The following is a 14102-nucleotide window of genomic DNA, read 5'->3' on the forward strand; positions in this document are numbered from 1 at the left end:
TACCGTTTTTATGGTTTTATTTTTTTGAGAATGGGCAGGAGCAGCCCATAAACCGTCTTCAGTTCGGCGACCTTTGCAATCCAGCAAGCGGCGATGTATAACATGATTCCAGCAGCAACCTGCAGCAGCAATTGGATCAGTATGCCTGTCTCCAACAGTGCACCAAGCGCCCACACCACAGTCCCCATTACAAAGGACATCAGGTAAACCGGCAGCAGATCCTTCACTTTTTCCGTGGCCGGATAAGCCACTTCCCGTTTCGAGAAATGGCTATTGACGAAGAATTCCAGATAGGTGTTCAAAATGGCGGCTGCAATCAATCCGATCACGCCCAATTCCAGCCAAACCGCCAGAGCCAGTAGAATCGTCAATGAGATTTTATTGATGATTTCCAACTGCAGATACAAGTCGGATCGGCCTTTTACCTGAAGAATGCTCAAATCGAGCGCCAATATCGGATACAGCATCCCGGCAATGGACAGCAATTGAAAATAAGGGACCATCGGCAGCCATTTTTCACCGAACACCAGTAATACAAGAGGTTCCCCGACAGCGGCCATTCCCACCATCATCGGAAAAATGAGAAAAGCCGCAAGTTTGGTGATGTTTTTATAAGACTGTTTTAACCGTTCGTGTTCATTCTGTATGCTGCTCAGCACCGGATAGGTCACCCGCAGTATGGTAGCTGCCAAATTTTGCGAAACGATTTCACTGAAACGCGAAGCATTTGTATAAAAACCCAGTTGTGCAGCAGAATACTGCCTGCCGATAATCAGAAAATAGACATTCGTGTAAAAGGTATCGATCAACCCTGATACAAGAAGCTTCCAGCCAAAACCGAATAACCGCTTGAACGAAGCGACACTAAAAACCAAGGAAGGAATCCATTTTTTCGTGAAGACAAAAAGCAAAGACTGGATGGCGTTCAACGATAATTGACGCAGCACCAGACTCCAAACACCGTATCCTGCTATCGCCAGCCCAATCGCGATGACTCCGGATATGATACTGGCACTCAAATTTATCGCTGCCTGGGCTTTGAAATTCACTTCTTTCGCGAACATCGCCTTCGGAATGATCGCTAATGAGTTGATGACAATCCCGATGGATAATACCCGCACCAGGGAGACCAGCTGCGGTTCGCCGAAAAAGCTGCTGATGACGGGAGCTGCAGCATAAAGGATTCCATAAATCATCACAGAAATAAGCAGATTAAAATAAAAGACCGTTGAATAATCCGCCTGGCTGGCATTGCGTTCACGGATCAACGCCTGCGTAAAGCCGCTGTCGACCAGTGAATTGCACAGCGCGATAAATACCAGGATCATGCCAATCAGTCCGAAATGTTCGGGCAGCAGCATACGCGCTAAAATGATCTGAATCAGGAACTGGATGCCTTGATTGCCGACCAGGTCACCGAAGCTCCATGCCAAACCGCCGATCGTCTTCTTTTTCAATGAAGGTTGTGGTTCCATTTGATGATCTCCTATCCCCCAGTCCCGTCACCTATGCAACTGCATTTACTGGATTAATTTCCATTTTGCTTTGCGGACGCTGTCTGCCACATTGGGGAAAAAGCGTTTCAACTGCAGCAACATGCGCTTTTTGGCACCTAAATCCAGGTAGATTTTCCGGAATTCGCCGCGTTTTGCAGCCTTAAAATTTCCCTGTTCCAATAGGAGGGAAAACTGGTAACCCCGCTTTGCTTTCATGAGGGAGTCGTTGTAGTTGAAGTGGGTATACTTATTGATCTCATCCAGCATTCTTTCCATATCATAATAATGATTGATCCGTTTCATAGCGGTAGCCAGTTCACGTTCTGTCCAGGATCCCTTGACCCCCACCCGGTAAGCTGACATATTGGCATCCAGATAATCCACCGTTCCATGAAGCGCGGCTAAAATGACCAACGGGTAATCACCTACTACTGCATTCAAGTAGAAAGGAGCCAGTTCCAAAACTTTTTCTTTTGAATAGACCATGGAATTCGTGGCAACCAGGTCGCCGCCTCCTTCAATCACGCGTTCAACGGAAAAAATGGCATTTCCCTGTTCCGGCCGCACAGTGGAAAGGATTTTTTTCTTATCGGACAACACACGATCAGCTGCATGGACAGTCATGCTGCATGCCGGATGCTCTTCCATGTAATCAACCTGCTTCTGCAATTTGCAGGGATCTGTCCAGTAATCATCACCTTCGCAGACGGCAATGTATTTTCCTTTTGCCCGGTTGTGGTTGAATAATTCAACACGGACTCCTTTTGAATATTGGTTCTGGGTTTGGTAGATCGGTTTGATCAAAGAGGGATACTTGTTTTCATAGTATTTAATCACTTGAGGGCCATGATCGGTAGAGGCGTCATCATAAATCAGGATTTCAACGTCAAAATCCGTCTTTTGCATGAGGAAACTTTCGATTGCTTCGGCAAGGTAATCTCCGTGATTGTAGCTTGTACAAACTATACTGACCAGCGGTTTTGTTGTCATAAATTCTCACTCCTTTAGGTTTTAAGCAATACACATCACTGAGGCCGAATAAGGGGAAGGCAAAATGACCAAAAGGGAAAAAATGATGAATAGCATCATAACCGATACTTTATGCCCACTATCACCATCTTTTTTTCATCTTAACACATAACAAATCGATAAATATAGTTAATTCGTATTATTTCGAAAATAACATATACTTTACAATTATTTAATAGTATTTTTACATTCCCAATAATTCCCTAATAAAAAGGGAGCACTCTTCTCTGCTGGAAGCTGTTTTTGACAGGATTAAAAAATCTCCTTGAGCTGTCGAGCTGCTCAAGGAGATTTAGGTGATAGTATTATTTCGAATGCCATGTCCAGGCACTGGAAATGATGGTCCTCAAATCATATGCGGGTGTCCAGCCTAATGCAGCTTTGATTTTATCGGATGATGCGATCAATGTAGCCGGATCTCCGGCACGCCGCGGTGCATATTCGATGCTTGCCTGTTTGCCTGAAATCTGCTGGCAGGAGCTGATGATTTCATTGACTGAATAACCTGCTCCATTGCCGAGGTTATAGGTTTCATTGGCAACTTTTCCAGCAACCATTCCTTCATAGGAAAGGATGTGCGCCCGGGCCAAATCCGTGACGTGGATATAATCCCGGACACACGTTCCGTCAGCTGTATCGTAATCCGTGCCGAATACGGAAATTTTGTCGCGCTGTCCAAGAAGATGCTGCAGCACGATGGGGATCAAATGGGATTCCGGGTCATGGCTTTCACCGATTTCGCCTGACACATGCGCACCCGCAGCGTTGAAATAACGCAGCACGACATACTGGAAATCATGGACATGCGCGATATCTGCTAAAATCTGCTCGACCATCAATTTCGACCGCCCATAAGGATTGATCGGGTTGGTTGCCGTTTCTTCCGTGATCATCTCTGTATCGGGAATGCCATAGGTCGCGGCCGTCGATGAAAAGATGAAGCGTTTGACGCCATGCTCAACCATTTTCTCGAGCAGTACCAATGTGGCGTTGACGTTGTTGCGGTAATATTTTAAGGGATTTTCCACTGACTCGCCGACCAGGCTATTGGCGGCAAAATGGAACACAGCGTCAATGCTGTGTGTCGTGAAGAGTTCATCCAGAACCGCTCGGTCGCCCAAATCCCCTTTGATGAAAGTCGCCCGTTCATCAACCAGATGCTCAAAGCCTGTCGTCAAATTGTCCAGCACCACTACTTCGTATGTATCCACCAATTCCTTCACTGTATGGCTGCCGATATACCCCGCACCGCCGCAAACTAAAATTGCCATGAATCCTATTCCCCCTTTTTTCTTCTAGAAAATCCTAATATGACCAATTGTACCATTAGCGGAAAATTTACATGAGGGTTTATTTTGAGAAAGAGGTCGACCGCACCTCGTTTGCCCAAAACCGCACTTCAAACGGCATGAACCGCACCCCATACCCGAAAGTCCGCACCTCGAAGGATGATTTCCGCACCTCAACCACCCTTTTCCGCACCTCACGCTTCCGATGCCATAAAATTCACACTAAAAACACGTTTCCGCGAAGCCGTTGCCGGCTTCAGCAGGAAACGTGTTCAGTCTTCTTCAGGCACGTAATGATTTTGATCTTCGTAAATTTCCATATCTTCTTCCGGAATGGCCAAGTGGCCGGTATTCAGGGTATTGCCGATGACGACATGACCTTCTCCTGCCCCGACATAAATTCCATAGTGGGAATTATCCCGCGGGTCCACGGCCATATTGTTCAGAATTTGCGTATCGTAGCTCGGCAATTGAAGGTTTTCACCACCGTCGCCGCCGCGTACAGCGATATTGTATTCATTGTCGAACACGATATTTGACTCGATAATATTCGATTCCGAAGCATTTTTGACATCGATGCCGTAGTAGAATCCACTGACCGTATTTTTTTCGATCAAACTGCCAATTTCACTTTCCACCGTGATTCCCTGCTGATCGGTATAACCCGGGCGGTCTTCAGTAACCATGCAATTCACCACATGATTATCTTCGCCACCTCCATACAAAGATAAATGGCCGTCACCGGAATTTCGCACCACACAGGAATCGATGAGGTTTTGGTCAGAATCAAAACTGATAATCCCGGACCCATAGTTAAACTCCGAAGTTACTTTCCTGACAATATTATGATCCGAATGATTAAGATGGACACCCTGGGAAAAGTTTTTCATGTAAGTGTCTTCAATGGAGCTATTGTTTGTATAGAGAAACAGAATGGCAATATGGGAAGTTAATGAACCGTCTTTTGGCAAACGCTCACCCATCAGAACGCCGCCTTTTAAATGGACATCTTCTGTTTCATTGACCCAAAACACACCATAATCATCATCCGTATCCGTCTGGAAAATAACCTCTTCCATCAAAATCGTAATCGGCTTTGAAATCTTCAAAGCAAAATAGCTGTCACCATATCCTGTAACGGCTTTAAGATCAGGGTTTTTGCTGAGTTTGTAGACGCCCGGAGTGATTTCCAGCGTTCCTCCAGCAGGTGTTTCGTCAATAGCGGCCTGAATTTCCGCCGTTTTGTCTGTTGCCTCATCCAGATTGGCACTGTAACTTTCTTGCCCATTTTTCGCTTCTTCGTTCTGCGTAAACTTTTCAATCATCAAAAAGAAATAACTGAATCCGGCGATACCCAAAAGCACCAGCAGGACAAATCCAAATGTTTTTGCTTTCATGCCAATCACCTCCTTTGGTGCATAATGCTCTCATTACCTATCATACATAATATAGGCTGAAAATAACAGTTTGATATCTGAAAATTCAATAAGCTGTCATTAAAAGGGTAATAAGCACTAAAAAACACCACACTCAGAGTTGCTCTGAAGGATGCGGTGTATTGCGTTCTGCATTATTTTCTTTATTGTTTTCCGGCTGTTCGATCGGTTCTAAGTCCGGTTCTTCCGATAGGGCAGGTTCAGTGTCACTGCCTTTACTGCGCGCCAGCAATTCTTCTCGATGATTGTATGTGGCATCTTCCCTCTTCGAACTAGCTTTTCCCAAAGAGAAAACAACGGCCATCACAAACAGAAAGCCGCCGGTAATCAACGTCCACATACAATCCACCTCTTTTTGCGTAACCCGGTTGCTGTCATTTACGTTCTACTCCTTACCGTTTCAATAATTCTTTCGATTTATACCATCTTACGCTAAATTTCTGGAATTTACTAGATTCATTTGTACCAGAAAATTGAAACCATACCTGCCTATCGATTCAATACTGGTAGAATTGTTTATCAGGTTTCTGTTTTAATCTGCTCGTTCTTGCTCTTTTTCTTTTGCAGCCGCCACAATTTATCGCCAAGGGCATAAAACACGGCACCCAAGCCTGCACCGGCACTGTCAATCAATACATCTCTCACTTCGCCGCTCCGTCCTTCGATGAACAATTGATGGATTTCATCTGTCACCGCGAAAAGGACACACATGCCAAATCCCAGCACCAATTGCTTCATCCCGTAGAAACCACTGCTTCTCCAGGCGTTCAGGCTTAACAGGCTCAATAGGAAATAGGCGATAAAATGCGCATTTTTCCGAACAAAAGTATGGAAATTTTCACTATCAAACTCTAAATTCGGCGCCATTTGATCAATAAAACTCAACAATGCAGCTACGACGCCTGAACTTAAATCGCTTGAAGCAGAACCCGGTTGATGGGAAAGATAAAAAATAACGGCCATCCAGGAAATGGCCGCGATCCAGGAAGTACATTTATAGGGTGTCATATGACAAATCCTTTACTGTTAAAATCGATGTTTATCCCTATTATAGCATCCGTCACCGAAATCGGAAGCTGACTTTTAGCCGAATAAAAAAAGCCTGCCAAAAAACAGCAGACTTTCTTCCATCTAAATCAGCGAACGTTGATGCCCACCTGTTCACGGGCTGCAGTTTTCGAGCGATAGGCCGGGAATGAGCCGTCTTCCATTTTTGACCCTACAGTTTTGCATAGCAGATCGTAAATTTCCTGGTTCCAGATTTTGTAGCTGACATGGAAGGTGAATTCTGTATTTTTGCCAAATTGCTTTTTAAAAAGGTACAAGGGATCATCGGCTTCCCCTGTCACACCTCCACCTTCGTGGATCAGCTCCATGCCTTGTTCTTTCCCCCACATCACCAGCGCATAACGCATAACGAAAGCTGCAGATAAATGGTGGTACTCTTCCAGCGTGCCCGACAAATGGATATGGATGGTTTTTCCCGAGACCAAGTTAAGCCCCATCGCAATGATCTTCCCTTCATAAAGCACTTCCGTCAGCACGATCTGTTCGCCAAAGTAATTGAGAAGATTCTCGAAATATTCATCGTTAAAATAATACACGGTAGCTGCATTTTTTCTTTTCATGGTCGAATAGTAGATTTCCTTGAATTCCTCCAGATCGGGAGGGTTTACGGTGACACGGTACTCTACCCCGGCCTCCAACGCTTTACGGATGCTTTTTTGCTTCGACTTGGAGAATTCGGACTTCACAGGGTTGTCGTAATCCTTCAAATTGGTACCGGTCGTATGGCGACGGAACGTCAAGTCATAGCAGCTGCTGAAATCCTGGGCATTGGTGAATAAAGGGTGGAACCGGACAAACTCGCAGACAATGTTCTCTTTATGGCAAAATTCTTTAAAAGCATCATTGAAAGCTTGAACCACCTGACATTTATGTACTTCTTCACAATCGGTGATGCAAGGTCCCCCATACCCATACGGCGTGCTGATATCGTAATAGGTTTCTTCGTTGATGCACACGGAAATAAGCCGCTTGATGAACAAATGACTTACTTTCCCCAAGGGATGTTCGAATTTAAATACCTCGCACGTACCTTGTTCGATTTGTTCATACAACCGCCCGTAATTCTGTTCAAAATAAATATCATCCACTCTGAAGAGGCCTCCTTGTACCGAAGCTTTTCTGAAAGCAAAGGTAGACTTATTACACGCTAATTTCCATCTGTTTACAATTTCTATTCTTTATTTAGATAGTTTATCACACTCCTACGAATTATCCACCCTAAAAACAGATTTTTTAGATTATTTGGATTATATCACATCTATTAAAAGACCTAGCTTCTGTAATTTTTTATGCAAAAACCCGTATTCAGCTGCAGAATGCTTAGCTGAATACGGGTTTTAAAAGTCGATTATTTATTTTCTTTCGTATAAGATTCCTGCAGTTTTCTTTCGAACAACTCCAATAATTGATCTCTCAGTTCAGGACGCTTCAACGCAAATTCAATGGTCGTTTCAATAAATCCATATTTTTCGCCGACATCGAAGCGGTGTCCATCAAATTCATAGGCATAAACGGACTGGACTTCGTTGAGCATCTGGATGGCGTCCGTCAATTGGATTTCTCCACCTGCACCAAGCTGATGTTGACCCAAAAACTCGAAAATTTCAGGCGTCAGGATGTAGCGGCCCATAATGGCGTAATTTGACGGCGCTGTTCCCGCCTCCGGCTTTTCGACAAAGTTATCGACTTTGATCAATTTGCCGTCGATGGAAACCGGATTGATGATGCCGTAGCGATGGGTTTCATCTTCAGGTACCTGCTGGACACCGATGACACTTTTGCCGGTCAACTCGTTTTGCTTCATCAATTGAGCCAGGCATGGTTCGTCATTTTCCACGATGTCATCACCGAGCAGGACCGCGAACGGTTCGTTGCCGATAAATCGGCGCGCCGACCAAATCGCATGGCCAAGGCCCAGCGGTTCTTTTTGGCGGATGTAGTGGATCTCCACATTTGAGGTTTCCAGGACAGAATCCAGCATATCGATTTTCCCTTTTCTCATAAGGGTTTCTTCGAGTTCAAAGGCATGATCGAAATGATCTTCGATGGCACGTTTGCCTTTTCCGGTGACGATGATGATGTCTTCAATTCCAGAAGCGATTGCTTCCTCTACTATGTATTGGATCGTTGGCTTATCGACAATCGGCAGCATTTCTTTTGGCATGGCTTTGGTGGCAGGTAGAAACCTTGTGCCAAGTCCTGCAGCCGGAATGATTGCTTTTTTGACTTGCATTCCTTCACCTTCTCATTCATATTTTCTGATCACGTATTGTTTAATAATAACATTTTTCCAGGGTAAAGCTAATATTTGAAAAAATTTCTCTTTCATATTCAAAAATTACCGGACGTAAGCAATGAAATAGTAGGACAAGAGGCTGGATTCAGATTTATTATCAGAAATTTAAAATTACAAACAAACTTCTATTAAGATGCTAAAATATATGTACCATTGGTCCGTAATTATATTAAATATTTTCTAATTATCATGTATAATTCCCTATTTCCAATAGATTATCGAAAGGAAGTGTGAACCAGATGAATGCCATACCATTATCCTATGATCCCGCTTTAATCTTCCTTTCTATTGCAGTGGTTTTCATTTCGGCTTACATTGCTTTAAACATCAGCGGCATGCTGTTTACCACAGTCGGAATCGCACGGGCCAAGTGGATTATGCTCGGCGCCCTCATCATGGGGCTCGGTATTTGGTCGATGCATTTTATCGGGATGCTCGCTTCTCATTTATCTATGGAAGTAAGTTATAATACCCCGCTTGTCATCGCTTCGATACTGCCTGCCTTATTTGCGAGCGGAATTGCTTTCGCCATCATCAGCAAGCCACAGGTCCTAAAAACCGAAGTTCTGGCTGGTGCCGTGCTCATTACGACAGGCATTATCGCCATGCATTATATCGGGATGGCGGCCATGCAGCTGCAGGCCACTGTCCAATACGATTCCTTGTTGTGGATCTTATCCGTGGTTGTCGCTTTAGCTTCTTCTCTTTTGGCCATGTTCTTGCTGTTTTATTCACGGAACCGCCATGGTTTGTTTGGGTTAAAGATTGTCAGTGCGGCATTGATTGCTACTGGTGTAGCCGGTATGCATTACATCGGCATGGCTGCTGCACGTTTTGAACCTGCCGCCCACCATATGCCAGTGGCTGCCAATTCGATGAACAATAATTATATCGCTTATAATGTCGGCATCGGCATGGTCCTGATGCTGATGATTGCCATCCTCAGCATCCGCAGCGAAACGAAAGTGAAATCCCTGTCTGATGAATACGGCCGCCAGTTTCTGTCGGTCATCGAATCCGCTAAAGATGGAATCGTGGTCACCGATGCCAAAGGGATTGTCATGCAATGGAATAATGGCGCACATCATCTTTTCGGCTATACCAAAGATGACATTATCCAACAGGATGTGCGCCTGATTTTCCCAAGGCCCCATCAAGACGCACGGCAACACGAACACATTGACACAGTTGGCAAAACCATTGAGCTGACCGGCTTGAAAAAGAATGGAAATCCGTTTCCCGTTGAACTATCGACAGGAACATGGCATACGGCTAAAGGCGAATATTACAGCCTCATCATCCGTGACATTACTGACCGCAAAGCAACTGAAGAAAAAATCAGCAACCTCGTTTACCTCGATTCGCTGACAGGGCTTCCAAACCGGCGCTTGTTCAACGACCGGCTTGAATCTTCAATTGCTCAGGCATCAGAAAACGCTGCTGTTCTGACAGTCCTTTATCTGGACCTTGACCAGTTCAAGCTGGTCAATGATACATATGGCCATCAAACCGGCGATCAGCTGTTGGTGGAAGTGGCGGAACGCATCAATTCCTGCCTCCACAAAGCGGATACCTTAGCCCGTCTTGGCGGCGATGAATTCATTGTGCTGCTGCCAAACGCTGACTATACACAGGCGCAAGCTACCGCACAGAAAATACTGAAAGTCTTAAACGAACCTTTCCTATTGAATAACGAAACCGTTTTCACTACCCCATCAATCGGTGCGAGTCTTTTCCCGGCAGACGGCAAAGACCCGGAAGCGCTGGTAAAAAATGCCGACATCGCTATGTACCGCGTCAAAGAAGAAGGCAAAAACAATTTCCAGTTTTTCACTTCCGAAATGAACGACTTGATTTCCAGGAAGTCAAAAATCGCCATGAGCATTCGCAAAGGCTTGGAGCTTGGTGAATTTACGGTTCATTACCAGCCGCAGATCGATATCAAAACCGAAAAAATCATTGGGGTTGAAGCGCTGGTCCGGTGGTATCACCCCACATTCGGTCAGATCTCCCCTGCTGAATTCATTCCCATCGCAGAAGAGAATGGCATGATTCTTTATATCGGCGAATTTGTTCTCCGGACTGCCTGTCAGCAGAACAAAGACTGGCAGGACGCTGGATTGGATCCGTTCCGGGTCGCTGTCAACATTTCGGCCAAGCAATTTTCACACGGCAATATCGCAGCAGTAGTGACTTCCGCATTGGACGATGCAGGTCTGGCTCCTGAATTTCTTGAGCTGGAATTGACCGAAAGCATCATTCAAGGTGCGAAATCCGCAATTTCAAAAATGCAGGAATTGAAGGCTATGGGCATCCATCTATCCATCGATGATTTCGGCACTGGCTATTCTTCACTGAGCTACTTGAAACTGTTTCCTGTTGATACGCTGAAAATCGATCAGCATTTTACGCGCAATATCCATAACGACCCGAAAGATGCAGCACTGGTCGACACCATCATTCAAATGGCCCACAATCTGAAGTTGAATGTAATTGCTGAAGGTGTAGAAACCAGCGAACAGCTGGCATTCCTGAAAACCAAAGATTGCAACCAGGCTCAGGGGTATTATTTCCAGAAGCCCCTGCTCCCTGAAATGATCGAACAACTATACTTGAAAGTATAGCCTAACAGCCCTTGCCTGAAGTATGACTTCCAGGCAAGGGCTGTTTTAGTTGCTGTCCAGCAGTTTCGACAAAGGATGGATTCCGAGACTTTGAATGATGAGTGACAGGATGACCACGGAAAAGCTCAGCGAAATCAGTTCATCAGCCGCTCCTTCCTTCGCCATCGCTCCCAGCTGCAGCAACAGGAACACGGACATCGACCCGCGGATACCGGACCAGGCGATGAGCAGCGACTTTTTCCATACGTCCTCAGACTGCCTTCCTCTAGCCACCAATTTGAACGTGCCTCCGACAATGAGGAACCGGATGGCGATGCTGGCGAATAAAACGGCGAGTGCCAGACCCCAATTTCCCCATGCCAGATGTTCCGTTGCTTCAATGCCAATCAGCAAAAACAGCAATGCCAGCAGCGAAGGTTCAACGACGCTCCAGAATCCGGACAGCGACTCACGGTAATGGTCTTCTTTATTGGTATGGGAAAATTCCCAGGATAGCATAACTCCCGCCGATACGGTCGCCAGAACACCCGAAAAGCCGAGGCTTTCAGCCAGCTGAAAGGCACCGTATGCCAGGACGATGCTGAGCATGACCTGGTAATCCCGGTGATGGGTGATATGGACAGCCTTGCTCAATAGCCATCCGACCGCAAGCCCCAGTATCACGCCACCTGCTGAGACATAGACGAACTCCCCTAAAATGGAAAGTACATCAAGTGAATGCGAATCAAGGTACATGCCTGCCAAAACAGTGAACAGGACGATGCTGGTTCCGTCATTGATCATGGATTCCCCATCAACGATATCAGCAATGCTTTTGTCAGGTGAGGATTTCTTTAAAATCGAGACGACCGAAGCCGGATCGGTCGGCGCCAAAATCGCCGCAATCACCAGCGCCCCTGCCAGGGAAACAGAAAAGAACCAGCCGCCGATCCAATAGACGGCCAGTCCGACAAGCACAACCGCCAGTCCTAGCCCGACCGTACTCAGCAAGCCAATGATGGCGGAATTCCTGCGCAAAGCATCCGTCGAAAACTGATACGCAGAAACAAACAATAAGCCAGGCAGAAAGACATCGTAGATCAATGTCTCCGTCACTTCAATATCATTAAAAGATGGAATGAACGATAACCCGATGCCGATCAGGACAAGAACGACCGGTACAGGAAAATTCTCTTGCTTTTTATCAATCGTGAATACCAAATATCCGATGCACAACAAAATCGTCACGATTGCTGCCGACATGCCGATCCCCTCCAACAATTGACTTCCATAAAGTCAAGAATTTCCCTTAAACAGGGTCTTTTAAACAGAGCTCGGGTGTTAGGTCCAGCAGCCAAGATGGAGCTTCGTTTCTGAAACGTCATAAAAAACAGGCAGCCCAGTGGTTTACTGGGCTGCCCGCTGCTCGTTTATTCAGTTCACCGTTCAGCTGGAAATGAAAACGTGCCGGTGGGCCTGCTCTTATTTAGCGGTCCGCTTCTTTAGCTGTTCTTCTTCCTCTTCTTTCAGGCGGCGTTTGACCTGCAGATAGGATGTCAATTCTGCCAACTCCTCTTGGTTTACCAGCTGGTCATCCACCACCAGATTGATGGACGACAAATCGGCAACTTGCTGAAGATCGAGTTTGTTGGAGATCTGATCACGCTCCAGCAAAAAGTCTATAGATACTTTATAATAATCGGCCAGCAACTCCAAATGAGAAATGCTTACTTGCTTTTTGCCGCTTTCGTACCCCCAAATCACCGTTTTCGCAAAGCCTAATTCCAAGGCCAACTCATCTACACTCAAGTGTTTTTCTTCCCTCAGACTCTTCAATTTCTCTCCTATTCTCTTCATTTCGGGCGCCCCCTCTATTTCCATTGGCCGTTATACAATCATTATATTATTCCCCTATGTTACCACGGTGAAACCGGATAACTAGCTCCATTTTAAATTTGAGTCTGAATACTCATTGAAATTCTGAAATTTTAGATAAATTAGCTTTTCTTTGTGGTAAAATGTAATTACTTTTAAAATGAAAGGTAGGTAGTATGATGCTGAAGAAACTGATCTACATATTATTTGTAGCACTTATCCTGATTATCATCATGGGCGAAAAGAACTTTGAAACGATTGAACTGTCGGAAGAAACGGCCTTGCTGCCTGGAACCGAGAGCTCTCGGGCAGAAGCTGCCGATGAACCTGCACCTGCCAACTTTTCTGAAAAACTCGCAGCGGGCACTCCGGTAACCATTGTCTTTCTTGGCGACTATGTTACGTCCCCCGATTCGTTGCCAGATGGCAATCCCAATCACGTGTCCTTGCTGAGTGACTGGTTCGACAATAAGTACCCGGACCAGGTGACGGTCATCAATTCAGGCATGAACGCCAATACCATTTCTCATATGAAGGACCGGGTGGCCAGCGACGTCCTGAACCACTCCCCTGATTTGGTGGTGATTTCCGCCGGATTGAATGACGCGCTTGGCGGCTGGAAGATTCCTGTCGAGGAGTATGCGAAAGACTATCAAGGAATCGTCGAAGAAATTACCGCTTCCGGCGAAACGGAGGTGCTGATCCGGACACCGAATCCGACACTTTCCTACATTAAAAATAGAGAAATGATGAAGTATATTCAGGAAACCCGCAAATTGGCAGCTGCAGATAATGTTCATCTTTTCGACTTCTACGAAGTGATGGCTGGAGATGTCCACGCCAAGAACATCGCTCAGACCCATTTGATGCAGAACGAAATGCACCCCAATACAAAAGGGCAAGCTTACCTGTTCGATAAGTTTAAAGTCTATTTGGCGATGGAACTGATTAAGCAGTAAGCATCCACTAAAAAGAGCCTCCCCCAGTGAAATCAATGATTTCGTCGGAGG

General features: G+C 45.6%; 12 protein-coding genes. 2 read left to right on the plus strand and 10 right to left on the minus strand.

Annotation, left to right across the window (positions count from 1 at the left end; genetic code table 11):
* Positions 1-8: 8 nt before the first annotated feature.
* From K8U60_RS03490 to galU, 8 genes are all read right to left on the minus strand, one after another.
* Positions 9-1475 (minus strand): lipopolysaccharide biosynthesis protein, encoded by a 1467-nt coding sequence (locus K8U60_RS03490; protein ID WP_223634451.1) that lies wholly within the window; start codon positions 1473-1475, stop codon positions 9-11.
* Between the two features lie 45 nt (positions 1476-1520).
* Positions 1521-2486 (minus strand): glycosyltransferase family 2 protein, encoded by a 966-nt coding sequence (locus K8U60_RS03495; RefSeq protein WP_223634453.1) that lies wholly within the window; start codon positions 2484-2486, stop codon positions 1521-1523.
* A 344-nt stretch (positions 2487-2830) separates the two neighbouring features.
* Entirely contained in the window at positions 2831-3796 is a 966-nt protein-coding gene (gene galE, locus K8U60_RS03500) for a UDP-glucose 4-epimerase GalE (RefSeq protein WP_223634455.1), read from the minus strand.
* Between the two features lie 290 nt (positions 3797-4086).
* On the minus strand, positions 4087-5211 hold the full coding sequence (locus tag K8U60_RS03505) for a right-handed parallel beta-helix repeat-containing protein (protein ID WP_223634457.1): 1125 nt from the start codon (positions 5209-5211) through the stop codon (positions 4087-4089).
* A 133-nt stretch (positions 5212-5344) separates the two neighbouring features.
* Positions 5345-5590: a hypothetical protein gene (locus K8U60_RS03510; RefSeq protein ID WP_223634459.1), complete on the minus strand. Its 246-nt coding sequence runs from the start codon at positions 5588-5590 to the stop codon at positions 5345-5347.
* Positions 5591-5769: 179 nt separating this feature from the next.
* Positions 5770-6258, minus strand: a complete 489-nt coding sequence (locus K8U60_RS03515) for a VanZ family protein (protein WP_223634461.1) — start codon at positions 6256-6258, stop codon at positions 5770-5772.
* A gap of 128 nt (positions 6259-6386) precedes the next feature.
* Positions 6387-7406 carry a GNAT family N-acetyltransferase gene (locus K8U60_RS03520; protein ID WP_223634463.1) on the minus strand — a complete coding sequence of 340 codons (1020 nt, stop codon included), beginning with the start codon at positions 7404-7406 and terminating at the stop codon, positions 6387-6389.
* A gap of 260 nt (positions 7407-7666) precedes the next feature.
* Entirely contained in the window at positions 7667-8551 is an 885-nt protein-coding gene (gene galU / locus K8U60_RS03525; protein ID WP_223634465.1) for a UTP--glucose-1-phosphate uridylyltransferase GalU, read from the minus strand.
* 302 nt (positions 8552-8853) lie between these two features.
* On the opposite strand from galU, the gene K8U60_RS03530 reads away from it, so the two are divergent.
* Positions 8854-11238 carry an EAL domain-containing protein gene (locus K8U60_RS03530; protein ID WP_223634468.1) on the plus strand — a complete coding sequence of 795 codons (2385 nt, stop codon included), beginning with the start codon at positions 8854-8856 and terminating at the stop codon, positions 11236-11238.
* A gap of 45 nt (positions 11239-11283) precedes the next feature.
* Here K8U60_RS03530 and K8U60_RS03535 read toward each other — a convergent pair whose 3' ends face one another.
* Both K8U60_RS03535 and K8U60_RS03540 read right to left on the minus strand, forming a co-directional pair.
* A complete protein-coding gene (locus K8U60_RS03535) occupies positions 11284-12480 on the minus strand; it encodes a cation:proton antiporter (protein WP_223634470.1) in 1197 nt (398 codons plus the stop codon).
* Between the two features lie 219 nt (positions 12481-12699).
* Positions 12700-13074, minus strand: coding sequence for a helix-turn-helix domain-containing protein (locus tag K8U60_RS03540; protein WP_223634473.1), 375 nt, complete (start codon positions 13072-13074; stop codon positions 12700-12702).
* 194 nt (positions 13075-13268) lie between these two features.
* Here K8U60_RS03540 and K8U60_RS03545 point away from each other — a divergent pair, with 194 nt between their 5' ends.
* Positions 13269-14051, plus strand: coding sequence for an SGNH/GDSL hydrolase family protein (locus K8U60_RS03545; RefSeq protein ID WP_223634476.1), 783 nt, complete (start codon positions 13269-13271; stop codon positions 14049-14051).
* Positions 14052-14102 lie beyond the last annotated feature (51 nt).

Source organism: Planococcus circulans (assembly GCF_020023385.1).
In the GTDB taxonomy this organism is placed as follows: Bacteria; Bacillota; Bacilli; order Bacillales_A; family Planococcaceae; genus Planococcus.

Excerpts from the sequence above, each read along its gene's own strand:
- K8U60_RS03490 (WP_223634451.1), bottom strand. The coding sequence starts at position 1,475 with ATGGAACCACAACCTTCATTGAAAAAGAAGACGATCGGCGGTTTGGCA.
- K8U60_RS03495 (WP_223634453.1), bottom strand. The coding sequence starts at position 2,486 with ATGACAACAAAACCGCTGGTCAGTATAGTTTGTACAAGCTACAATCAC.
- galE (WP_223634455.1), bottom strand. The coding sequence starts at position 3,796 with ATGGCAATTTTAGTTTGCGGCGGTGCGGGGTATATCGGCAGCCATACA.
- K8U60_RS03505 (WP_223634457.1), bottom strand. The coding sequence starts at position 5,211 with ATGAAAGCAAAAACATTTGGATTTGTCCTGCTGGTGCTTTTGGGTATC.
- K8U60_RS03510 (WP_223634459.1), bottom strand. The coding sequence starts at position 5,590 with ATGTGGACGTTGATTACCGGCGGCTTTCTGTTTGTGATGGCCGTTGTT.
- K8U60_RS03515 (WP_223634461.1), bottom strand. The coding sequence starts at position 6,258 with ATGACACCCTATAAATGTACTTCCTGGATCGCGGCCATTTCCTGGATG.
- galU (WP_223634465.1), bottom strand. The coding sequence starts at position 8,551 with ATGCAAGTCAAAAAAGCAATCATTCCGGCTGCAGGACTTGGCACAAGG.
- K8U60_RS03530 (WP_223634468.1), top strand. The coding sequence starts at position 8,854 with ATGAATGCCATACCATTATCCTATGATCCCGCTTTAATCTTCCTTTCT.
- K8U60_RS03535 (WP_223634470.1), bottom strand. The coding sequence starts at position 12,480 with ATGTCGGCAGCAATCGTGACGATTTTGTTGTGCATCGGATATTTGGTA.
- K8U60_RS03540 (WP_223634473.1), bottom strand. The coding sequence starts at position 13,074 with ATGAAGAGAATAGGAGAGAAATTGAAGAGTCTGAGGGAAGAAAAACAC.
- K8U60_RS03545 (WP_223634476.1), top strand. The coding sequence starts at position 13,269 with ATGATGCTGAAGAAACTGATCTACATATTATTTGTAGCACTTATCCTG.